The 23136-nt window shown below is 67.6% G+C and carries 13 protein-coding genes and 3 pseudogenes; 8 read left to right on the top strand and 8 right to left on the bottom strand.

Annotated elements, in window-relative coordinates:
* Window positions 1-2: 2 nt before the first annotated feature.
* Entirely contained in the window at window positions 3-1301 is a 1299-nt protein-coding gene (locus tag ACFV2X_RS51860; RefSeq protein WP_385630438.1) for an extracellular solute-binding protein, read from the bottom strand.
* 279 nt (window positions 1302-1580) lie between these two features.
* On the opposite strand from ACFV2X_RS51860, the gene ACFV2X_RS51855 reads away from it, so the two are divergent.
* Window positions 1581-2624 (top strand): LacI family DNA-binding transcriptional regulator, encoded by a 1044-nt coding sequence (locus ACFV2X_RS51855; protein WP_385630435.1) that lies wholly within the window; start codon window positions 1581-1583, stop codon window positions 2622-2624.
* A 797-nt stretch (window positions 2625-3421) separates the two neighbouring features.
* Here ACFV2X_RS51855 and ACFV2X_RS51850 read toward each other — a convergent pair.
* From ACFV2X_RS51850 to ACFV2X_RS51830, 5 genes and pseudogenes are all read right to left on the bottom strand, one after another.
* Window positions 3422-4518, bottom strand: a pseudogene (locus tag ACFV2X_RS51850) (integrase core domain-containing protein).
* A 124-nt stretch (window positions 4519-4642) separates the two neighbouring features.
* Window positions 4643-5023 (bottom strand): annotated as a pseudogene (locus tag ACFV2X_RS51845) (CoA-binding protein); the annotation flags it as partial.
* A gap of 145 nt (window positions 5024-5168) precedes the next feature.
* Window positions 5169-5930 (bottom strand): SDR family NAD(P)-dependent oxidoreductase, encoded by a 762-nt coding sequence (locus ACFV2X_RS51840; RefSeq protein ID WP_385630432.1) that lies wholly within the window; start codon window positions 5928-5930, stop codon window positions 5169-5171.
* Window positions 5914-7089 carry an acyl-CoA dehydrogenase family protein gene (locus ACFV2X_RS51835; protein ID WP_385630430.1) on the bottom strand — a complete coding sequence of 392 codons (1176 nt, stop codon included), beginning with the start codon at window positions 7087-7089 and terminating at the stop codon, window positions 5914-5916. The genes ACFV2X_RS51840 and ACFV2X_RS51835 overlap by 17 nt, the downstream gene beginning before the upstream one ends.
* Before the next feature lie 44 nt (window positions 7090-7133).
* Complete coding sequence (locus ACFV2X_RS51830; protein WP_385630429.1) at window positions 7134-10619, bottom strand: indolepyruvate ferredoxin oxidoreductase family protein; 3486 nt, start codon at window positions 10617-10619, stop codon at window positions 7134-7136.
* Window positions 10620-10782: 163 nt separating this feature from the next.
* Between ACFV2X_RS51830 and ACFV2X_RS51825 the strand changes: the two genes are divergently transcribed.
* Entirely contained in the window at window positions 10783-11223 is a 441-nt protein-coding gene (locus ACFV2X_RS51825; protein WP_257632934.1) for an Lrp/AsnC family transcriptional regulator, read from the top strand.
* Between the two features lie 979 nt (window positions 11224-12202).
* Window positions 12203-13300: a helix-turn-helix domain-containing protein gene (locus tag ACFV2X_RS51820; protein WP_385630427.1), complete on the top strand. Its 1098-nt coding sequence runs from the start codon at window positions 12203-12205 to the stop codon at window positions 13298-13300.
* 30 nt (window positions 13301-13330) lie between these two features.
* Here ACFV2X_RS51820 and ACFV2X_RS51815 read toward each other — a convergent pair.
* A pseudogene (locus tag ACFV2X_RS51815) lies at window positions 13331-13717 on the bottom strand (integrase); the annotation flags it as partial.
* Between the two features lie 411 nt (window positions 13718-14128).
* On the opposite strand from ACFV2X_RS51815, the gene ACFV2X_RS51810 reads away from it, so the two are divergent.
* Both ACFV2X_RS51810 and ACFV2X_RS51805 read left to right on the top strand, forming a co-directional pair.
* The gene (locus tag ACFV2X_RS51810; protein WP_385630425.1) at window positions 14129-15709 is read left to right on the top strand and encodes a GMC family oxidoreductase; all 1581 of its coding nucleotides are present in this window, start codon (window positions 14129-14131) and stop codon (window positions 15707-15709) included.
* A 266-nt stretch (window positions 15710-15975) separates the two neighbouring features.
* Window positions 15976-17559: a GMC oxidoreductase gene (locus ACFV2X_RS51805; RefSeq protein ID WP_385630422.1), complete on the top strand. Its 1584-nt coding sequence runs from the start codon at window positions 15976-15978 to the stop codon at window positions 17557-17559.
* Window positions 17560-17572: 13 nt separating this feature from the next.
* Here the strand turns inward: ACFV2X_RS51805 and ACFV2X_RS51800 are convergent, their stop codons facing one another.
* Window positions 17573-19180, bottom strand: coding sequence for a PucR family transcriptional regulator (locus ACFV2X_RS51800; protein WP_385630420.1), 1608 nt, complete (start codon window positions 19178-19180; stop codon window positions 17573-17575).
* A 129-nt stretch (window positions 19181-19309) separates the two neighbouring features.
* Between ACFV2X_RS51800 and hisD the strand changes: the two genes are divergently transcribed.
* From hisD to ACFV2X_RS51785, 3 genes are all read left to right on the top strand, one after another.
* On the top strand, window positions 19310-20635 hold the full coding sequence (gene hisD, locus ACFV2X_RS51795) for a histidinol dehydrogenase (protein ID WP_385630417.1): 1326 nt from the start codon (window positions 19310-19312) through the stop codon (window positions 20633-20635).
* A 95-nt stretch (window positions 20636-20730) separates the two neighbouring features.
* Window positions 20731-22341 carry an APC family permease gene (locus ACFV2X_RS51790; RefSeq protein ID WP_385630415.1) on the top strand — a complete coding sequence of 537 codons (1611 nt, stop codon included), beginning with the start codon at window positions 20731-20733 and terminating at the stop codon, window positions 22339-22341.
* On the top strand, window positions 22338-23006 hold the full coding sequence (locus ACFV2X_RS51785; RefSeq protein WP_385630412.1) for a ThuA domain-containing protein: 669 nt from the start codon (window positions 22338-22340) through the stop codon (window positions 23004-23006). Before ACFV2X_RS51790 ends, ACFV2X_RS51785 begins: the two co-directional genes overlap by 4 nt.
* Window positions 23007-23136: the final 130 nt, after the last annotated feature.

Genomic DNA, 23136 nt, shown 5'->3' with positions numbered 1-23136 from the left:
CGTCAGTCGGCGATCTGGTCGTCGATCTGCTGCGCGGCCTTGTCGAAGGTCGACTTCACATCGCCCTTCCCGGGCAGCACCGCGTCTTCCCAGGCTGTGCGGAACGTCTTCCACACCTGGGTCGAGCCGGCGATGTTCGGCACGTCCACCGCCCGCGGCACCGCGTCGGCGAAGGGCTGGTAGAAGGGATTGTCCTTGAGGTAGCCGCCCGCGATGGCGGCCACGTCACTGCGGGTGGGGAACTGCCCCGTCTCCTCCAGCAGTGCCGCGTCGTTCTTCGCGCTCATCGAGAACTTGGTGAATTCCCAGGCGGTCCGCTTGTGCTTGCACGAGGTGAACAGGCCGACGTTCTTGGAGTCCGCGAACGTCGATGTCTTGTCGGCGGGTATTCCCTCGGCCGTGGGCAGCGGCACCACGCCGTACTTCACCTTGCCGTCGAACTGTCCCTTGCCCCACGGCCCGGCGATGCCCATGGCGGCCACCCCGTCGGCGAACGGGCCCGCCCACATGTCGCCGCTGTACGCCTCCGGGGACGAGTAGCCGTTGGCGTACATCTGCTGCCAGAAGCCGAGGGTCTGCCGTCCGGCATCGGACGTGAAGGTGGCCTTCTTGTCTCTCACCAGTTGCGTGCCGCCGGAGTTGGCCAGGTACAGCGGATAGAAGTCGAACAGCGCATTGGTGTAGTCACTGGTCGCCGGCGGATACAAGGCGAACTTCGCCGCCTTGCTGCTCTTGATCTTCTTCGCCACGGCCAGCACATCGTCGTACGTGCTCAGCTCCGGATTCTCGGCGTCCAGGCCGGCCTTTTTGAAGACGTCCTTGTTGTAATAGAGCATGAACGGGTTGGTTTTCCAGGGCACTTGATACAACTTGCCATCCGGGGAACGGAAGCCGTCCACGGCACCGCCGGAGCGCTTCTTGATGAAGGACTCGGCATCGCCGAAGGTGTCCGAGAGATTCACCAGGCCGCCCTGCTTCTGGAATGCGGCGACCGCCGCCGGAGCGGTGTTGTAGACGAGGCACGGGGTGTTGCCCGCGGTGATCGCGGCCCCGATGACATCTTCGGTGGACTTGCCCGACGGCACCGCCTTGGCGGTGACCTTCTCCTTGGTGTGCTCGGCGTTCCAGGCAGCCACTGTGGCCTTGGCCCAGGCCTGCTCCTGCTCATTCGTCGAGTACCAGATGTCGATCGGTCCCGAGGTCGGCTTGCCGCCGCCGGCGTCGCCCGAACCGCAGGCGGACAATGGCAGGACAAGCGCCGCGGCGGCGGCCAGCACCGTAACGCGCGGAAAGCGCCTCATTGTGCCCAACTCCCTTCCATGCGGGGTGATTGAGGGTCCGAAGCGACTCCCCTCTCGTCGCCGTCGGCCCGCCCCGCCAAAATGATCACCGCGGGGTTACGAGCGTCATCAAACCGGTTTAATATCTAAGCGTCAAGGACGGGTGCGAAACGTTTCGGTAACCTGGGCGGCGCAGTTCTGCCACCCAGGAGCCGTACGTCCCGAATCAGTGGAAGGCGAGGCGGTATGGTGCGGGGCCAGGACAAAGCGGGTGGATCGGCGGGCGGTTCCCGCCAGGCGATGCCTCCGCCGTCACGCCGGGGCGGGGGCAGTCGGCCGACGATCGGTGATGTCGCCGCGCTGGCCCAGGTCTCCAAGGCGACGGTCTCCTTCGTCATCAACGACCGCCCCGGTGTCAGCCCCCAGGCGCGCCAGCGGGTCCTGGACGCGATCGACCAGCTGGGCTGGCAGCCCAACGCCGGCGCCCGGGCGCTCTCCACCAAGCGGTCCCAGACCCTCGGCCTGGTGATGCGCCGACCGCCGGAACTGCTGAGTACCGACCCGTTCTTCCCGCAGTTCGTCGCGGGCATCGAGACCGGCCTCGCGCCGCTCGGCTACGCGCTCGTGCTGCAGGTGGTCCCCGATGAGGAAACCGAACGGCAGGCGTATGAGCGGCTGGCCCGTGACGGTCGGGTCGACGGCGTGTTCCTCACCGATCTGCGCACCGACGACCCGCGGCCCGCACTCATGACGGAGCTGGGCATCAGCGCACTGATCGTCGGACCACCGCAGCACGGCGGCCGGGTGCCGGCCCTCGGGGTCGACGACGGCAGCGGGGTGCGGCGTGCGGTCAGCCATCTGCGCTCGCTCGGCCACCGGTGGATCGGACACGTCTGCGGCGCCGCGGGGTATGTGCATACCGAGGCCCGGTGCGACGCCTGGCGCGGTGCCCTGGCGGATGCCGGCCTGCCCGAGATCCCACCCGTGGCGGCGGACTTCACCGGTTCGGCCGGCGCCCAGGCAACGCATCAACTGCTGGACCTGGACCGGCCACCGACCGCCATCGTGTACGCCAACGACCTGATGGCCATCGCCGGGATCACCGCCGCGACCAGCCGCGGGCTGCGGGTCCCCGAGGACCTGTCGGTGGTGGGCTTCGACGACATCCCGCTGGCCGACTGCATCGCGCCACCGCTGACGACGGTGCGCCAGGATGTGCTGACCTGGGGGCGCGCCGCCGCGCAGGCGCTGGTTTCGCTCACCGAGGGAGGAGAGTTCCAGGCTGCCGAGCTCCCGCCGGTGGAATTCGTGGTGCGCGGGAGCACCGCGCCGCCGCGTACTTGAGTGTTGAGCCGTGAGCGGGGGCGCGCAGAGGCTCTCAGCTTCGGCCGACCGGTCCCGTGGACGTACGCACTACGAGCGAGGCGGCCAGGACAATCGCGTCGACCGTTTCGCTGCCATCGATGACGTCCAGAAGCAGCCGGGGGCCTCCTCGCCCGGCAGGCTCGGCGCGGTCTGCACCGTGGTCGGCAAACGTATCCTCCTGAGCTAACACTCAGTCACCACATCACAAGACATTGCGGGTGCCGATAAATCATCCGCGCAGCTCAGGCGGCTCTACCTTCTTGATCGGGTTGATCGAGCCATTCGTAGGGTTGGGTCACCCAGGGGTGCTGGGTGTGGCTATCAGGCGGCTGCCGATCCATGGCTGAGCAAGCTTTGCCGCCCGGCGCCCCACGACGACTCGGCCGCCGATTAGGAAATGCGAACATGTCGCGGAGTAGAGCAATGCCGGCGAGGTCGTCCGTGGTACGAACGGAACGAACGAGCACGCCAGGACTGCGTCTTTCGCTGCACTTGAGCGAGCGAACAGGGCAAGCCATCGGAAGGTCTGGCAGGCGAGCATGTAGATCAGCCGTATCATCACGACCGGCATGCTGCCTCGGAACACCTCGCTGCTCCTGAGGTCTGGCAGATCCGAACCAGCAGGTCATCCCGGGTGACATAATTTCCGGCACCTACACGGTTCCTCATCCGAGACCGGGACAGCAAGTTCACCGCCGCGTTCGACGCCGTCTTCGCCGGCAACGGCACAGCCGTCATCCCGACACTGCGCTTGCCGAATACCTCGTCCGTGCAGGTCACGCGGCATGTCTGTATTCGTGGAGGATGCCGCGAAGGCGGTCGTGGCGTCGTATGTCGAGGTGGCTGAGCTTGTCCGGGTCGTCGATTGGTGTGGGCAGTGGGTGTAGGGGTCGGGCGTTCGTGACGCCCTGGTGCGGTCGATGGGAGTTGTAGAACTCCTCGAACTCCCGTAGGGCGTGGAGGAGGTGGCGTTGGTTCCAGATCAAGGTCCCGTCCAGGAGTTCGTGTCTGCAGGTCTGCACCCACCTTTCCATGATCGAGTTCATTCTCGGCATCTGGATGCCGGTGAGGACGACCTCGATGCCCGTGTCTTTGAGGAGAGCGTCGAACAGGGCGGGGAACTTCCCGTCCCTGTCTCTGATGATGAATCGTGCCCGGCATCCGACATCCTCGAGATCCATGACCAGGTTCTTCGCCGCCTGTGTGACCCAGGAGGTGGTCGGGTGTGCGGTGGCGCCCAGGATCCGGATGCGACGGCTGCTGTGTTCGATCACCGCGAGTACGTACATCCGCGTGCCGGACAGGGTGACCGTCTCAAGGAAGTCACAGGCCAGGAGGGCGCCGGCTTGGGAACGCAGGAAGTCGGTCCACGTGCTGGAGCTCCGGCCGGGCGCCGGATCGACGCCGGCGTCCTTGAGGATCTTCCAGACGGTCGAGGCGGCCACTTTCACTCCCAGCACGAGCAGTTCGCCGTGAAGGCGCCTGTAGCCCCAGCTTGGATTCTCCCTCGCCAGGCGCATACCAGAATCCGGATGGAGCGCACGGTACGGGGCCGACCGGGTCGCTTGGACCGAGATGAAGCGGCATGACGGCGCTTGACGAGGTCGCGATGCCAGCGCAGCACCGTGTCAGGACGCACGAGCAATCGCACACGCCGCAGGGTGGGCAACGGCATCCGGTGCAGCAGCGCAGCCAGGAACGCCCGATCGCTCGGCGTGAACCATGCTCGATCACTACCGAGTTGGCGTTCGAGCACTGTGATCTGATGGCGGAGGGCCAGGATCTCCGCATCTTTGTCCCGGTCGCTCTTCGGCAGCAGACGCAGCAGCGCGAACGTGTTGGTCACTCCCAGGTAGGCCAGTCGCAGTAGCACGGTCGATCATCATGACGCGTGGACTGTCGGCTGCGCGAGAGCGCCGACTAGAGCGACGAGGCCGACCACCGCCAGCCCGGGTGCAGGCGTCCGACCAGGGCGGATGACATTCTCGGCAAGCGCAGGGGCACCGGTCCATGACCATGTCGAGTCCGGCGGCGCGGGTGTGCTCGTGCGCGGCCGGGTCGATGACGCCGAGCTGGAACCAGACGGCTTTGGCGCCGATGGTGACGGCCTCGTCGGCGACGGGGCCCGCCAGGTCGCTGTTGACGAAGACGTCCACGACATCGACTTCGAATGGAATTGCAGAGAGTGTCGGGTATCCCTGCTCGCCGTGCACTGACTCGGCTTTGGGATGTACGGGTATGACCCGTTTGCCGTAGCGCTGGAGAATCCCGGCGACCCCGTAGGCCGCGCGCTGCTGGTTGGAGGACAGGCCGACTACCGCCCAAGTGTCGCCCAACTCTGTGAGGATCTTGCGGACCGTCGCCGCGTCGCCGTATATGCGTGCCTCCTGTGTGTGCGACAAACAATGGGCTGCCAGCCGGGGGCGCCCTCCCTGCAAGGTGGAACGACGGCCCCGTGAGCATCGCTGGCCGGCATCGGTTCGGGACCGTTGACGCCGGCCCGGCGCGGATTGGGCGCGGCGGTCAGCGAGGGGCCATGCGTAGGGCCCCGTCCATCCGGACGGTTTCGCCGTTGAGGTAATCGTGCTCGGCGAGCGTGGTCACCAGGCGGGCGTACTCGGTGGGGTCCGCCAGGCGTTTCGGGAAGGGCACACCCTTGGCGAGACTGGTTCGGACCTCGTCGGGGAAGCTGGCCATCATGGGGGTGTCGACGATGCCGGGGGCGATGGTCATCACTCGAATGCCGTGGTCGGCCAGGTCGCGGGCGGCGACGAGGGTGAGGCCGACGACGCCGGCCTTGGACGCGGTGTAAGCGGCCTGCCCCACCTGCCCTTCGAAAGCGGCGATGGAGGCGGTGCTGACGATCAGGCCGCGCTGGCCGTTCTCGTCCGGTTCGGCTTCGGCAATGGCTGCCCCCGCCAGCCGCAGGACGTTGAACGTGCCGACGAGATTGATGTTGACCACGGTCTGGAAGAGCTTGAGGCTGTGCGGGCCGCGGCGTCCGAGGACGCGCGCGGAAGGGGCGATGCCCGCGCAGTTGACGGCCAGGCGGAGCGGGGCGCCGTCGGCGCGGATGCGGTCCAGGGCCGCGTGAACCGGCTCTTCACGGGTGACGTCGGCGGGCAGGAGCGTCACGTTGGACGGCGGCGTACCTATGTTCTGGAGGGCGGCTTCGAGGTCCAGGCCGTAGACGTGAGCGCCCTGTTGGGCGAGGAGGGCTGCCGTAGCGGCGCCCAGGCCGGAGGCGGCACCGGTCACCAGGGCGGCACTACCGTTGATCTGCATGAGGGTCTCCCGAGCGGCGGCAGTGGGCGAGCTGGCGGCAGATGACCAGCCGCTGGATCTGATTGGTTCCTTCGAAGATTTGCATGATCTTGGCCTCGCGCATGTAGCGCTCGACCGGGTAGTCGCGGGTGTATCCGTAGCCGCCGAAGACCTGGACCGCGTCCGTGGTGACCTTCATGGCGGCGTCGGTCGCGATCAGCTTGGCGACGCTTGCCTGGCGACTGTGCGGGCGCCCTTGGTCCCGGCGGCGGGCGGCGTCCAGGTAGGTGGCGCGCGCGGAGTCGACTGCTGCGGCCATGTCGGCCAGAAGGAAGCCGAGTCCCTGGTGATCGATGATTTTGCGGCCGAAGGCGGTGCGTTCGTGGGCATAGGCGACAGCGGCGTCCAAGGCGGCCTGGGCCAGCCCGGTGGCGCAGGCGGCGATGCCCAGTCTGCCCGAGTCCAGGGCACTGAAGGCGATCTTGAGTCCCTGGCCTTCGCGGCCGATGAGCCGGTCCGGGGCGAGGAGGGCGTCGTCCCAGAAGGCCGCCGCGGTGGGGATGGCGTGCAGCCCCATCTTCTCCTCGGGGCGGCCGAAGGTGAGGCCCTCAGCCTGTCCGGGCGCGAAGAAGCAGGAGATACTGTCGCTGCCCGGACCGGTGCGGGCGAACAGAGCATAGAAATCCGCCTTGCCGCCGTGGGTGATCCAGGCTTTGGCACCGTTGATCCGGTAGCCGTCCGGGCCCTTCACGGCGCGGCAGGTCAGGGCCGCGGCATCGGAGCCGGCCTGTGGTTCGGAGAGGCTGTAGCCGCCGATGAGGGAGCCGCTGAGGATGTCTTCCGCCCAGCGCTGGCACTGGGCGGAGGTGCCGGCGCTCAGGAGCGGGAAGGCGGCGAGGCTATGAACGCTGGCGGCTACGGCGACGGCGGCCCAGTGTGCTGCCAACTCCTCGAGGACCTGGAGGTAGACCTCGTAAGGCTGGTTACCGCCGCCGAACTCCTCCGGGTAAGGCAGGCCGAGCAGCCCGGCCTGGCCCAGAAGCCCGAACAGGCCCTCGGGGTAGGTTTCGGTGCGCTCGTGTTCATCGACACGGGGTGCGAGTTCCTTGTCGGCGATGTCGCGGACGAGGTCGAGCAGGTCCTCGGCCTCCCGCGTGGGCAGCAGACGGTCGACAGGCATGACGGAAAGCTCCTGGCTGTGGGCGGTGAAAGGGAGCGAAGGGCTCAGGCGGACACCGCGGTCGGTTCGTCCAGCCCGGCAAGGGCCTCGCGTGCCTTCTTGCGAAAGTCGGCGATGGCCGCCAGCTTGATGCCCTCGTAGCCGCGGATGGCGTCGGTGAGCCGTACCAGGTCCTCGACCTTGGCGGCGTTGTCCGGTGTCAGGTGCGCGAGAGCGTCTTGGACCAGGCGCGAGTACTCCGCGATCAGCGTGCGCTCCAGGCGGCGGACCTCCGCGTATCCGAAGAGGTCCATCCGGGTTCCGCGCAGTCCTCGCAGGGCGTAGAGCGTCCGGAAGGCGGCGGGCGCGGTGCGCCGGAGGCGGATCTTGCGCTTCATGCCCAGGGCGCGGAGTATCGGCGGGTGCAGCATGACGGAGACGGCGGCGCCGGCACCGAACTCGTCCTCGATCTTGGCCTGCTCCACGGCGTCCAGATGCAGCCGGGCCACCTCGTACTCGTCCTTGTATGCCATGAGTTTGTGGAGTCCCTGGGCGTAGGCGATCGCGATGCGCTCGCCGGTCTCGTCGCCGGCCCGCTGTCCGGCCACGGTGGCCACCTGCCGCACCTCGTCGGCATATTGCCGCGCATACGCCTTGTTCTGGTAGGCGATCAAGTCCGCGCTGCGCAGTGCTATGACGTCTCGCAGGCTCCCGGATCGCGCGGCGGCGTCCGCGATGGTCCGTGCCTCGGGCGTGATGTCGAGAACCTCCCGGGCGGGCGTGGCGATGGCACGCCGTACGGCCTCGGGGTCCAGGGCCGCTGCCCGCCCCCAGCGGAAGGCGGCGAGGTTCTTGTCCATGGCAGCGCCGTTGAGGCGGATTGCGGCTTCGATGGACTGGTCCGTCAGGGGAACGCAGCCGTGCTGATAGGCGGCGCCGATGAGCAACATGTTGGTCGGCATGTGGTCGCCGAACAGGGATTCGGCCAGGCCCTGGGCATCGAGGTACAGGTTCTCCTTGGAGCGGGTTACCGATTCGATCCGCTCCAGTGCGTCGTCCGGGGAGCCGGGCATGACGACCCGGTTGGTGACCATCGCGGCGGTGGGCACGATGGCGGTGTTGATGACGGCAATGGTGTGACCGGGGCGGGCCACCCGCATGTTGGAGTCGGCGGCTGCCCCGAGCAGGTCGAAGCCGATGACCACGTCCGTGGTCGCGTGGGAGGCCCGCAGGGCTCCGGTCACAGGGTCAGAGGAGATCCGCACGTCGCTGACGACGGGACCGCCCTTCTGCGCGAGTCCAGTCTGCTCCAGTCCGGCGGCGTAGCGGCCGTCGAGATGGGCTGCCATCTGCAGGATCTGTGACACGGTCACGACGCCGGTGCCGCCGATGCCGGGCATGCGCAGCAGGGTGCTGTTCCCGGACAGGGCGGAGCCGGGCGTGGTCAGTTCCACGGGCAGTTCGGGAAGGGGGCGGGAGGGCCGCTTGTCCTTCGGCTCCACGAGGAGGAAGGAGGGACAGTCGCCCTTCAGGCAGCTGAAGTCCGAGTTGCAGGAGGCCTGGTGGATCTGGGTCTTGCGGCCGAACTCGGTGGCGACGGGCTGCACCGACAGACATGTGGACACGTCGCCGCAGTCACCGCAGCCCTCGCAGACCCGCTGGTTGATGACCACCTTCTCGGCGGGGGTGGGGAGTTTGCCGCGCTTGCGCAGCCTGCGTTCCTCCGCGGCGCACCGGTCGTCATGGATGAGCACGGTCACGCCCTCGACGGCGGCCAGTTCCTTCTCGGCTTCGGGCAGGTCGTCGCGGTGTCGCACGGTGGCGATCGGATCAAGGCGTATACCACGGTAGTCGGCCGGCTCGGCGGTGGTCACGACGACCTTCCGTACGCCCTCGAGGGCGAGCCAGCGGGTCAGGGTCGGCACGTCCAGGCGCCCTTCGGGGCGCTGGCCCCCAGTCATGGCGACGGCGTCGTTGTAGAGCAGCTTGTAGGTCATCGTGACGCCCGCGGCTACCGCCGCGCGAATGGCGAGCGACCCGGAGTGGTGGAAGGTACCGTCACCGAGGTTCTGCACGAAGTGCCGGTCCTCGGTGAAGGGAGCGAGGCCGATCCACTGGGCACCCTCCCCTCCCATTTGGGTCAGCCCGACCTGGTTGCCTCGCCCCGCGCCATCCAACGCGATCATGACGTGGCAGCCGATGCCCACTCCGACCAGGGTGTCGTCGTCGGCACGGGTGGAGGCGCTGTGCGGACATCCCGAGCAGAAGTACGGCGTGCGCGCTGAAACGGTCGGCACCGCGATACGGGCCGGGGCTGGCGGCTTCATGGCGGTCAGCTGAACGGAAGCGGTGTGCGGCAGGCGGTCGGGCCCGATCCGCGTGGCCAGCGCCTTGGCCACGTCTTCGGCGCCCAGTGTGCCGCGGGCGGTCAGCAGCGGGCGGCCGTTCTCACCGCGACGGCCCACCACGGTGGGCGCGCCGGTCGTGCCGTAGAGGGCTTCCTTGAGGTGGCCTTCGATGAAAGGCACCTTGTCCTCGACGACGAGAACCTGGTCGAGGTCGCCGGTCATGGCCACCAGTTCCTCTGCCGACAGGGGGAACGGCATCGCCAGGCGGATCAGACGGACGCCCAGATCCTCCAGGGCGGACTCGTCGATACCGAGGTCGGCGAGGGCACGTTGCACCACGGCGTAGGAGGTGCCGGAGGCCACCACGCCCAAGGTCGCTTGCCGGGCGCTGAAGACGATGTGGTTCAGATTCGTCTGACGGGCGTAGTCACGTGCCAGATCCAGACGGCGGGTGAGCATGTCATGCTCGGCGTCCAGCGAGGCGGGACCGACGAGGGTTGGGGGAGCCCCACGGGGGCTGCGGGGGGGTGCGGGGACGTCCGGCCGCAGCGCATCGAGGTCGACGACCGCGGTGGCGTCCGCGATGTCCGCGACGATCTTCAAGCCGGTCCACAGGCCGGTGGCGCGAGACAGAGCCACGGCATGCAGCCCGAGCTCGATGATCTCCGCCACATTGCCGGGTGTGAGCAGGGGCATGGTCAGGCTCTGGCACATCGGCTCGCACGAACTGGGCACCGTCGAGGACTTGCTGCCGGGGTCGTCGCCGATCCAGGCCACCGCTCCGCCGAGCGCCGCGGTGCCGGCCACGGTGGAGTGCCGGATCGCGTCGGCTGCCCGGTCCAGCCCGGGGTTCTTGCCGTACCAGAACCCGGTGACCCCGTCGTGACGGCGTCCGGGGACCTGCCCGAGTACCTGTGTCCCGGCCACCGCCGTCGCGGCCAGCTCTTCGTTCAGACCTGGCCGGAACACCACGCCGCCGGGGTCGAGGAAGCGGCGCGCCCTGTCCATCTCCATATCGACCCCGCCCAGCGGTGAGCCCTGGTAGCCGGTCACGAAAGCACGGGTGTTCAGGCCGCGTGCTTCGTCGAGGCGGCGCTGTTCGAGGGTCAGTCGCACCAGGGCCTGGATGCCTGAGATCAGTACCCGGCCGCTGCGGGCCGTGTACTTGTCGTCAAGCGATACCGCGGCAGGATCGGTGCTCATGCGCGCCTCCTCGAGATCATGGGTCCGGGCGCCAAGGACAACAACATCCCACCGTGCGACACAAGTAACTTGTGAGAAATTGCGGGCTAGAAGCAAAGAATTTGAACAGATGACGCTTGTGGATGCATTTTATTGTCACCCGCTGGGTGTGATGGAGGTACTGATGACAGAGATCGACGACGTCGACCGCCAGCTGCTGCGCATGCTCCACGAAGACGGGCGGCGCACCTTCTCGGACATGGCGATCGACGTGGGACTGTCGGTTGCCGCGGTCAAACGCCGTGTGGACCGGCTGCGGGAGAGTGGCGTGATCACCGGCTTCACCGTGCAGGTCGACCACACCAAGCTCGGCTGGGGCATCGAGGCCTTCGTGGAGCTGTCCTACACCGGAACCACACCGGTTGGGGAGATCGTCCGCACCGCCTACAAGGTCCCCGAGGTCCAAGCCGTCTTCACCATCGCCGGCGATCCGGACGCCCTGGTGCACGTCCGCGTCCGCGACATCGAGCATCTCCAACAGGTCATCGACAGCCTGCGTCGCGCCGGTCAGGTAACCGGGACCAAAACACTCATGGCTCTCGGTTCCTGGACGCGGAGCGCCTGATCGCAGGAGGGACCGTGAGCCGCAGGGCTGGCGCTCCCGCCGCGTGGTGAATTTGATCGCGGCGCGGAGACCCGACCGAGTCACGCCAGAGGCGGCAGCGGACCGCTGTGGGTCCGCCTGACCACACCCGTGGGTACCGATCGCAGTCGTGGCCGCCGTCCAGTGACGTCGGGGAGGGTGTCGCCCTGCGGGCCGGAGCCGGTGCGGAAGTGGTCGAGGTTCGTCTTGGTCGCGGCGGCGTCGAATGCGGCGCCGTCGCTGAAAGTGACGCCCTGCTCAGGTCGACGGTCAAGGCTGTGCGGGCCTTGTCGTACGCCCACTTACTGGCGGGCATCGGAACCAGCTTCCCGTCAGGCCGACGCAGGATGAGCGTGTCGTACATGGCCTGGCAGGTCGGGAACCACGAGCGCCGGTCCCTGGGCCGGGTCGAACGAGAATGGCCTGGCCGCCGATGACGTGCAGTGATCGGCGACCGGAGTTCAGCTGCGAGTGGGCCGCTGGTAGGAGGCGTGCGGGTGAGGGCCCGCAGACAACGTCGATCCGCTGGCTGTCCGACATCGGTACCTGGGTATCGGCGTGGTTTTTCTCATCCACGGACGGCGTCCGTATGGCCCGCGTCCGGCGACAGCGGATGCCTGGCCGTCGTCGCGGCTGGGTGAGCGAGCGGCGACCGCCACCGGTCGCGCCGCCCAGCGCAGCCTGCTGGGGCGTGCTACTTGTCCGTCCCATGCCCGCTGGGCGGACCGGGTGTCCTGCGGTCGGCAACGGACCGAAGGCGAGGGGTAGGCACAAGCGCTCCCGTCGCTCGTCCGCCGCCCTGGCCACGGCCCGTTGGCCGGATCCGCGAGGGAGCGTTGCGCTTGCCGAGAATGTCATCCGCCCTGGTCGGAAGCCTGCACCCGGGCTGGCGGTCGTCGGCCTCGTCGCTCGAGTCGGTGCTCTCGCGTAGCCGGTAGTCGGCGCGTCATGATGATCGACCGTGCTGCTGCGACTGGTTTACCTGGGGGTGACCAACGCGTTCGCGCTGCTGCGTCTGCTGCCGATGAGCGACCGGGACAAGGATGCGGAGATCTTGGCCCTCCGCCATCAGATCACGGTGCTCGAACGCCAACTCGGTGGTGCCCGAGTACGGTTCACCCCGGGCGACCGGGCTTTCCTGGCGGCGCTGCTGCACCGGCTGCCGTTGCCGGTTCTGCGGCGTGTGCGGCTGCTCGTGCGTCCTGACACGGTGCTGCGCTGGCACCGCGACCTGTCCAGGCGCCGTCATGCCGCCTTATCGCGGCCCAAGCGACCCGGTCGACCTCGTACAGCACGGCCCATCCGGATTCTGGTGCTGCGTCTGGCCAGGGCGAACCCAAGCTGGGGCTGCAGGCGCCTTCACGGCGAGCTGCTCGTGCTGGGAGTGAAGGTGGCCGCCTCGACTGTCTGGAAGATCCTGAAGGATGCCGGCATCGATCCGGCGCCTGACAGGAGCTCCAGCACGTGGGCCGACTTCCTGCGCTCCCAAGCGGAGGCCCTCCTGGCGTGTGACTTCTTTGAGGCGGTCACCTTGTCCGGCGTGCGGATGTACGTACTCGCGGTGATCGAGCACAGCAGTCGCCGCATCCGGGTCCTGGGCGCCACCGCACATCCGACCACATCCTGGGTAACCCAAGCGGCGAGGAACCTGGTCATGGATCTCGAGGACGTAGGCTGCCGGGCACGATTCATCATCAGAGACAGGGACGGGAAGTTCCCCGCCCTGTTCGACGCCGTCCTCAAGGACACGGGGATCGAAATTGTCCTCACCGGCATCCAGATGCCGAGAATGAACTCGATCATGGAAAGGTGGGTGCAGACCTGCAGACACGAGCTCCTGGACCGGACCTTGATCTGGAACCAGCGCCACCTCCTCCACGCCCTAGGAGAGTTCGAGCAGTTCTACAACTTCCACCGACCGCACCAGGGCATCGCGAACGCCCGACCGCTACGCCCACTGCCCACACCAATCGACGATCCCGACAAGCTAAACGACCTCGACATACGACGCCACGACCGCTTTGGCGGCATCCTCCACGAATACAGACATACCGCGTGACCTGCACGGACAAGTTATTCGGCAAGAGCAACCCTGGATCCTGACGTACCCCCAGGTCAGATTCTCCCTTGCCAGGCGCTGGATGAGCGCAACCGTCTCTTCCGGCAACGGTGGACGACCGGGTCTGACCGGTGCTTGGCGCCACTTCCAGCGCACCAGACGACGGTGCCAGGTCAGCAGCGTGCCCGGGGCGACCAGCCGGTGACGACGCAAGGCGGTCGGTAGCCCGCGGGCGAGAGCGGAGAGCACGGCACGATCAGCCCATGAGAGCCGCGGACGCTTGATCTGCCGGCGCAGCACAGCGACCTCATGACGAAGCACGAGGATCTCGGCATTGTTCGCGGCGGTCGATCGCCCCAGCAAGAGCAACCAGCCCAGTAGCCGACAGAAGATCAGGTAGAGCAGTCGCAGACCCACAATCGTTGATCATGCCCACACTCAGGCGATCGCAAAGCCCCAGGTCAACCACCGTACGGCAATAAAGACACCCTTCAGGGGTCGGTGTCTACGGGCGGTTGGCTCGGCGTGGGGCAGTGCCACTCGGGCAAGGGGCGGGCGAACCTCTTGCTGCTCTTGGCTGCGTGCCTCGTCTTCTTCACAGGTGCGGCCACGATTCGCAACGTGCCTCACAGTGTGTACTCACGCGGGTGAATATTGCCCACCCCGTGCATGTGCTGAGTATGTCTGACCTTCTAGCCTCTTCAGGAACCAGTGCAGGGCAAGGCCGCTCCGGCCCGACTCCCAGCTCCCCACCCGAACACTCGTTTCTTCCCAGCACGCGGATGGCGATGACGCAGGTCGTCGAGACTGGATTTCCATGGAGGCGGTATGAACGCGGAATCGTATGACTACATCGTCGTCGGGGCCGGCTCGGCCGGCTGCACGGTTGCGGCCCGCCTGTCCGAGGATCCGAACGTCACGGTCGCGCTGATTGAAGCAGGGCCGCCCGCCCGAGGCCGCCTCTTCGAGATCCCCGCGCTTTTCTCGCAGCAGCTCAAGACCGCATTCGACTGGGACTTCGAGACGGAACCCGAGCCCCGGCTCGGAGGGCGCCGAGCCTACCTGCCCCGCGGCCGGGTGATCGGCGGAACCAGCTCGATGAACACGATGCTCTACGTTCGCGGTCACCGCCATGACTACGACACATGGGAGCGACTCGGCAACCCGGGCTGGGGCTATGACGATGTCCTGCCGTTCTTCAAGAAGTCCGAGGACAACGAGCGCGGAGCCGACGACTTCCACGGTGTCGGTGGCCCCCTCGCGGTCAGCGACCCCATTTCGGTTCATCCTCTTCTGACGGCATGGGTCGAGGCGGCTCAGGATGCGGGGCACAAACACAACCCGGACTTCAACGGACCCGAGCAGGAGGGCGTTGGCTACCACCAGGTCACGCAGCGAAACGGCCTGCGCTGCAGCAGCGCCGCAGCGTTCCTGGAGCCGGCCGCAGGTCGTGCAAACCTCACCGTTCTGCCCTCGACGACCGCTCTGCGCATCTGTTTCGATGGCAGCCAGGCGGTCGGCCTGGAAGTCGACCACCTGGGAACCGTCCGGACCATCCGCGTCAACCGTGAAATCGTGCTGTCCCTCGGGGCCTACAACTCGCCCCACCTGCTACTCCAGTCCGGCGTTGGGCCAGCCGACGAACTCTCCGCAGGGGGAATCACCCCCCTGCACAACCTGCCTGATGTCGGCAGGAACATGCAGGATCACACCGGGTGCTTCATCAGCTTCTTCAGCCGAACCGAGCCGATCCTGGGACCGGACACCTCGCGGGAAGAACAACTCTTGCGCCGGCACGGTACCGGCCCGATGGCCTGGAACGAGGTCGGCGGCTTCTTCAGCTCCAGCGACGATGTCCCCGCCCCTGACATCCAAGTTCATGCAGCACTGGGCATCGTCCGTGACGAAGGTCTTGCCGCGCCACTCGAGCCTGGAATGTCATTCGGTCCTTACGTCGCACGGCCTGCGAGCCGCGGCTCGGTGCGGCTGCGGCATTCCCACCCCTACGCCAAGCCGCGCATCTTTCACAATTACCTAGACGACGCTGACGACCGCCGGCGGCTGCGAGAGGGCGTCCGTCTGTGCATGCGCATCGCCCGTGAACCGCGGCTGACAGCCATGCTGGAATCGGACCTGCGGGCGGCCGCCAACGCCGGACTCGCCCCGGTGTCGGACAGCGACCAGGATATCGACGACTTCATTCGCACTCAATCGTTCTCTTTCTACCACCCGTCCGGCACCTGCATGATGGGCAAGGTCGTCGACCATGAACTTCGTGTGTACGGGCTCGAGAACGTCCGCGTGGCAGACACATCGATCATGCCGACACTCGTCACCGGAAACACAAATGCTCCAGCCATCATGATTGGAGAAAAGGCCGCCTCATTCATTCGGACGTCGACAGGCTGAAAGCATTTATGGAATCCCCTCATAAGCCTTGAGAGGGGGCTGATCCATGGGTAATCTGGTCCGCCAGAATTACCCGCTCGCGGAGATTCCGATACGTCCCGGTGATCGTTGCAGTCGTGCCACGCAGGGCCGCCGCAGCGTTCGCGTGTGCAGGACGCACGGTGGACGGTCAGCGCGGCCGCCGCGCCACGGATGGGCGTGGAACCCGCCGGCCAACTTCGACAAACGGCTCAGCGCACACAACGTATGTTAGGGAGTTCTGTTTCATGTCCAGCCCGGTCCGAAAGGACTACACACCTCCGGAGCTTCGGCCTGATGCCCTCGTCTCAGTAGGTGCCGCCGCAGAGATCAGCACTGATGTCCTGATCATCGGCTCCGGCATGGGCGGTTCCGCTCTGGCCTGGGCACTGAAGGACTCCGGCGTTGAGGTACTCGTCGTGGAACGGGGCAATTTCCTTCCGCGTGAGCCCGAGAACTCCCAGCCGTCCGAGATGTACATCCGGGGCCGGTACAAGAACGCCGGTTATTGGTACGACGGCGGCTCCGGCAAGCCGTTCGCGCCGGGTGTGTACTACTGGGTGGGTGGAAACACCCGTTTCTACGGCGCCATGCTGCCCCGGTTCCGATGCAGCGATTTCACCGAGGTGGAACACCAGGAGGGCGTCTCGCGCGCCTGGCCGTTCACCTACGACGACCTGGAGCCCTTCTACAACACCATCGAGGGTTTGCTCCAGGTGCACGGGCAGACCGGCGAGGACCCGACCGAGCCGCCGCGCTCCAAGCCGTACCCCTGTCCCGCACTCGACCATGAGCCGGAGATCGAGCGGTTCGCCCGATCGCTACGCGGCCAAGGCCTGCATCCGTTCCACACGCCCAACGCCCTGAACGTGGAGACACAGGCCGACCGTGCCGCGGTGACAGCGGCCGACGGCTGTCCGGACGAGACCGGTATGAAGTCCGACGCCGAGAACAGAATCCTGCTCCCCGCGCTGCGCGACGGCGTGAAGATCCTCACCGGTGCGCAGATCACCCGCCTGCTCACCTCGCCGGACGGCCACAAGATCGTAGCCGCCGAGGCACGGCACGCCGGCCGTACCGTCCGTATCCACGCCAAGACCTTCGCCGTGGCCGGCGGTGCCGTCAACTCGGCCGCGCTGCTGCTGCGCTCGGCCGACGACCGGCATCCGCGCGGTCTCGGTAACTCGACCGGGCTGCTGGGCCGCAACTACATGGTCCACAACAGCACGTTCTTCGTCGGTGTCAATCCGCTGCGGACCAACCCCACGAAGTGGCAGAAGACCCTCGGCATCAACGACTTCTACGAAGCCGGCCCGGGAACACCCTTCCCGCTGGGTAACCTCCAGATGCTGGGCAAGCTCCAGGCCCCGATGCTCAAGTCCGCGCGCCCGTGGGCACCGAACTGGGCCCTGAGGTTCATGTCGGCCAGAAGCATCGACATCTATCTGACGACCGAGGACCTGCCCTCCCTGGACAACCGGGTACGGGTGGATGGCGACCGCGTCATCATCGACTGGACCCCGACCAACCTCGCCCCCCACCACGAACTCGTGCGCCGGGTGACCAGGGCGGTCCGCAAGTCCGGCTATCCGCTGATCTTCACCCAGCAGATGGGTATCGAGACCAACTCCCACATGTGCGGAACGGCCGCTGCCGGTCACGACCCGGGGTCGAGCGTGCTCGATCCGATGTGCCGCAGTCACGATATCGAGAACCTCTGGGTGGCCGATTCGTCGTTCTTCCCGTCCTCCGCGGCCCTCAACCCGGCCCTGACGATCGGGGCGAACGCTCTGCGTATCGCGCCGGCCCTGGCCAAGGCGACGAAGAGCTGACGCCGCAAGGCGGTCACGTCCGTCGCAGGGTCGGCCTGCGCAGCAGGTCGTGGCCGCGTACGGCCAGTTGCAGCCGCTGCCGGTTGTCGACCCGGGTGAGGTCGAGGCCGAGGATCTCGGAGAGCCGTTCGAGGCGGTGGTAGAGGGTGCGTCGCTGGACGAAGAGTGCGTCGGCCGCGCGCGCCTTGTTGCCACCGCAGTCGAGGAAGGTGCGCAGGGTGGGCAGCAGCGGGTTCTTCACCAGTGCGTCGTGTTCCAGCAGCGGGCCCATCTCGTCCTCGACGTAACGTCTGAGCTCGGGGCCCTCGGAGAGCGCCACGAGCAGCCGCAGCGCCCCCAGGTCGTCGAAGTGGCGCACCTCCGCGGTGGTGGCCGCCGCCGCGACAGAGGCGGCGCTTCGGCTCTGGCGCAGCGCCAGCGGCAGCGCCGCGGGCTTCACGACCCTGCTGATGCCGCCGCGCAGACCGTGCTCGGCCAGGACGGTGCGCACGTCGGCCGCGGCACAGGGTCCGGACAGGCCGACGACCGCCATGGCGAAGTCCCCGGTGTCGCCCACGATGGCAGGCCGGCCCGTCTCCCACAGCAGCCGGGCCAGGGCGTGGTCCTCGGCCGGTTCGTCGTCCCCCGAGCAGGCGGTGACGACGATCAGGTCCCGCCCGCGCAGATCCTGCCCGAGCGCCAGGCCGAGGCTCACGAACTTCTCACCCGTGATGTCCCCGAGCAGCAGCCGGTTCAGCAGCGCCGTCTGGCGCTGGGAGGCCCGGGCGCCGCTCTCGCGTTCACTCACCAGCGTGATCGCCACGGCCGCGGCGGCCCGCTCCAGCGTGCGCAGCTCGGCCGGGCTCGGCTGCACTCCGCCGTGCAGCAGGTGCAGCCAGCCCCATGACTCGCCCCGCAGGATCACCGGCTGGCGGGCGCAGGGCACGACTTCGCGGAACGACGCCGCCGGCGCGGTGGGGACCTCGCGGCCGTGCGTCACGAGGGAGTGGTGGCGTTCGTGGATGGCCCGGGAGTGCGCGCTCCACTCGTCGACGAGCCGGTCGGCCTCCGGGGTGGCGCCTCCGTACGCGAGCATCTGGTGGGCGACGTCCTCCAGCACCACGGGCCGCCCGGTTTTGCGGGCCAGTTCCCTGACCACGCCCACGTAGTCCTCGTCGGCCAGCAGCAGGTCCATGAACGCCTGGCTGGTGGCCTCCTCGGCGATCAGCTGCTTGACGCGCATGCCGACCAGCACCTCGTGGACCTGGGCCGATGTCTCGACGAAGGGGATCTCGTCGGCCAGTCCCACCAAGGGCAGGCCGACCGCCTCGGCCTCCTCGACAGCGGCCTGCGGCATGGTGTCGAACATGCGCCCGGCCAGCTCGACGACGAGGACGGCCGCGTGGGCGTCCGCGAGCCGCCGGATGAAGGCCCGCTGCTGAAGTGCCGTGTCGCCCATGCCGAGGCCGGCCGTCAGCAGCATCTCCTGGCCCGTGAGGAAGCGGTGGATGTCCGGGATCTCCCCGGTGTGCACCCAGCGCACGGGGCGGTCGAGATTCCGCTCTCCGGCGTAGACGCGCACCTTGGTGCGGGTGAACACCTCAAGTTGCAGTGCGGCGCGAACCGTCAGGACTTCAGTCATGTACGCATTACCTCAATGTGTGCAGGATCTGCGGCCAACATTGCACACCCTGTGCCTGTCGCCCCACCCCTGTGTTTACCCAGACTTCAGGTCGAGCCCGCAGGCACGACCACCTGCAAGGAGTGCAGAGTGTCCTCATCACGCAAAATCATCAAGGCTCCGGCAGCCTCGGAGCCGACATGGACCAGCCGTCCGGAAATCGTCGAGACCGTCGCGGAGGTCATCGCCGACGTGCGCGCCAACGGCGATGCCGCCGTGCGCCGCTGGTCGCAGAAGTTCGACCAGTGGAGTCCGCCGTCCTTCCGGCTGGGCCCCGACGAGATCGTCGCTGTGGTCTCCTCCGTCCCTGAGACGGTCCTCGACGATCTGCGGTTCGTCCAGCAGCAAGTCCGCGGCTTCGCCCAGGCGCAGCGGGACTCGCTCACCGACTTCGAGGTCGAGACCCTGCCCGGGGTGTTCCTGGGCCAGCGCAACATCCCCGTCGGTGCGTCCGGCGCGTATGTGCCCGGCGGCCGCTATCCGCTCACCGCGTCGGCCCATATGACCGTCCTGACGGCCAAGGTCGCCGGTGTGGAGCGGGTCGCCGCGACGACCCCGCCGGACCGCGGCGCCCCGCCGCCCGTCAGCATCGCCGCGATGCACCTGGCCGGCGCGGACGAGATCTACGTCATGGGCGGTGTCCAGGCCGTCACGGCCCTGGCCTTGGGCACCGAGACGATCGACTCGGTCGACATGCTCGCCGGCCCCGGCAACGCCTACGTGGCCGAAGCCAAGCGCCAGCTCTTCGGTGAGGTCGGGATCGACCTGTTCGCCGGCCCCACGGAAGTACTGATCGTCGCAGACCACACCGCCGACCCGTTCGTGGTGGCCACCGACCTGCTGTCCCAGGCCGAGCACGGGCCGGACTCTCCCGCGGTCCTCATCACCACCTCCGAGGACGTGGCCACGCGAACCATCGCCTGGGTGGAGAAGCTGCTGCCGGACCTGCCCACCGGCGAGGTCGCCGGGCGGGCCTGGCGCGACCACGGCGAGGTCATCGTGGTTCCCACCCTCACCACCGCCTACGAACTCGCCGACCAGTACGCCAGTGAGCACGTCCAGATCCTCACGGCCGAGCCCCGCGAGGCCCTGCACCGGATGCGCAACTATGGCGCCCTCTTCCTTGGTGACAAGACATGTGTCGCATACGGTGACAAAGTCATCGGCACCAATCACGTACTGCCCACCCTGGGGGCGGCCCGCTACACCGGCGGTCTCTGGGTCGGCAAGTACCTCAAGACGGTGACCTACCAGGAGATCAGGGACGCCGGGTCCAGTGCCCGGCTCGGCGAGATATGCGGCAGGGCGTCCCGTAGCGAGAACTTCGAGGGACACGCGCGCTCGGGTGACGTCCGCGCCGCGCGCTTCGGATCGGCCCCGCTGGGCTGGGCCGATTACGCCTTCGACCAGGCCTGACCCGCGATGACGGACCAGGGCTTACGCCGGACCGCAGGCGCGGCGCGGCATCCGTTCGACAAGGAGCACCTCCCCCTCGACCCCCGGAGATCGTCATGTCAGCAACAGAGAACGAGGCGCGCACGGCGCCGAGATCCAACCGCGTCCCCCCCTCGGGCGGGACCCCAGGCCTTGTCTCCTCGTCCGAGGACGCGGAACTGCTCGCCGCGCTGGGCTATGAGCAGAAGTTCGACCGCAAGGTCAGCCTGTGGGCGAACTTCGCCCTCGGCTTCGTGTACCTCTCGCCCCTCGTGGGCGTCGTGTCCCTCTTCGCACTCGGTCTGGCGACCGCCGGCGGGCCGTCCATCTTCTGGATAGCCATCGTCGGAGCCGGCCAGTTCCTCGTCGCACTGGTCTTCGGGGAGGTCGTCTCGCAGTTCCCGCTCGCCGGCGGGCTCTACCAGTGGGTCCGAAGGCTCTGGAACGGGCGCTACGCCTGGTTCAACGCGTGGACCTACATCTGCTGCATCACCATCGGCATCACCAGCACCGCGCTGTTCAGCTCGGACTTCGTGGCCAGCCTCTTCGCCGGGACCGCCGACGAGCCGGGCATCACCTCCACCCCCGCCGAGCGCCTCTGGATCGCGATCGGCATGGCCGTCGTCTGTCTGGTCTGCAACTGCTTCGGCACCAGGACACTGGCCCTGATCTCCAAGATCGGGCTCGCCGCGGAACTGATCGGCATCGTTCTCGTGGGCCTGTACCTGCTGATCTTCGAGCGGCGCAACTCCGTCTCGATCTTCTTCGAGACCAGCAGCTCCACCCACGACAACTACTTCATGGCCTTCATCGCCGCCTCACTCGTCGGGCTGTTCCTCTTCTACGGCTTCGAGGCATGCGGCGAGATCGCCGAAGAGGTCCCCAACCCCTCCCGCAGCATCCCCCGCGCCATGCAGCTGACCGTGGCCGTCGGCGGAGCGGCCGCGCTCCTCGCGTTCGTCGGCTACGCGCTCGCCGCCCCCGACCTGCCCTCGATCCTCTCGGGCAAGGACGCCAACCCGATCCCCTCGATCCTGCAGAGCTCGGTCGGCACCGTGGGCACGAAGGCGGTGCTCATGGTCACCATCACCTCTTTCATCGCGGGCGTCATGAGCCAGCAGGCCGCTGCGAGCCGGATCGTCTTCTCCTTCGCCCGCGACGACATGTTCCCGGGCTCCCAGGTCTTCTCGCAGATCTCCCGCAAGCACCGTGTCCCCCTGAACGCACTGCTGGCCGTGAACGTCGTTCCACTGGTGATCTTCGTGTTCGTGTACTACTCGCCCGATTCGCTCACCAAGATCGTGGCCTTCCAGATGCTGGCCGGATACGCTGCCTTCCTGATGGTCGTACTCGCCGCGCTGCGGATGCGCCTGAAGGGATGGCGCCCCGCCGGAGCCTGGACCCTCGGCCGCTGGGGATTCGTGGTCAACGTGGCGGCCCTGGCCTACGGCGTCCTCGGGATGGTTCTGCTTGCCTGGCCCACCGGCGACGCCGGAACCCCGTTCCTGGACCGGTGGATCGCGCTGATCGGCTTCCTCGTCGTCTCGGCCGTGGGCCTCGTCTACTTGCTGGCCGCGAAGCCCGAGCGGAAGTCCACCGCGCCGGAAGGCGACGCCCTGGAGATCGCCGAGCAACTGCGCACCCGCGCCGCGGCCCTCGCATCCACGACCGGAGGAAACATCGCATGACCCGCGTTCTGTACCTGTACGGAGGCTGGCCGGGGCACAAGCCCTACCAGGTCGCCGAGGAATGGGCCCTGCCGATCTTCAGGGACCTGGGCTTCGACGTCGATGAGGCCAACGACATCTTCGCGCTCGACGCCGACCTCACCGGCTACGACCTCATCGCCCTCAACTGGAACAACGCTCTCCTGTCCGAGGGGCTGACAGCCGCCCAGGAGGCGAGTCTGCTGGGGGCGGTGGAGGCCGGCGCCGGGATCGCCGCCTGGCACGGCGCGGCCGCCGCGTTCCGGATGAGCCTGAAGTACCACTGGCTGATCGGCGGCAGCTTTCTCGAACACCCCGCGGGCGAAGGCGTGAAGTACCCCTACCAGGTGACCATCACGGACACCGGCCACCCGATCACGGACGGCGTGAAGGACTTCCAAGTCGCCTCCGAGCAGTACTACATGTCCGTCGACCCCAACAACCACGTCCTCGCGGAGACCACCTTCACCGGCGAGCACCTGCCCTGGCTGGAGGGCCGGACCGTCCCGCAGGCATGGACCCGCACCTGGGGTCAGGGCCGGGTCTTCTACAGCGCAGTCGGACACGACCTCGACGACCTGCAGAACCCGGACGTCACCCGGCTCTGCCAGCAGGGCTTCGCCTGGGCCGCCCGCCGCGACGCCTGACCCCACCACCCGAACCGACCCGACTGGGAGCACCCCATGCCTGTCCTCACCGGAGGCCAGATCGTCGCGCGGACCCTGCGCAATTACGGAGTCGACGTCGTCGCCGGCATCCCCGGCCACGGCATCTGGT

Origin of the sequence: Streptomyces sp. NPDC059679 (assembly GCF_042734105.1) — a bacterium.
Lineage (GTDB): Bacteria > Actinomycetota > Actinomycetes > Streptomycetales > Streptomycetaceae > Streptomyces.
This window is presented reverse-complemented; position numbering and strand designations above follow the sequence as displayed.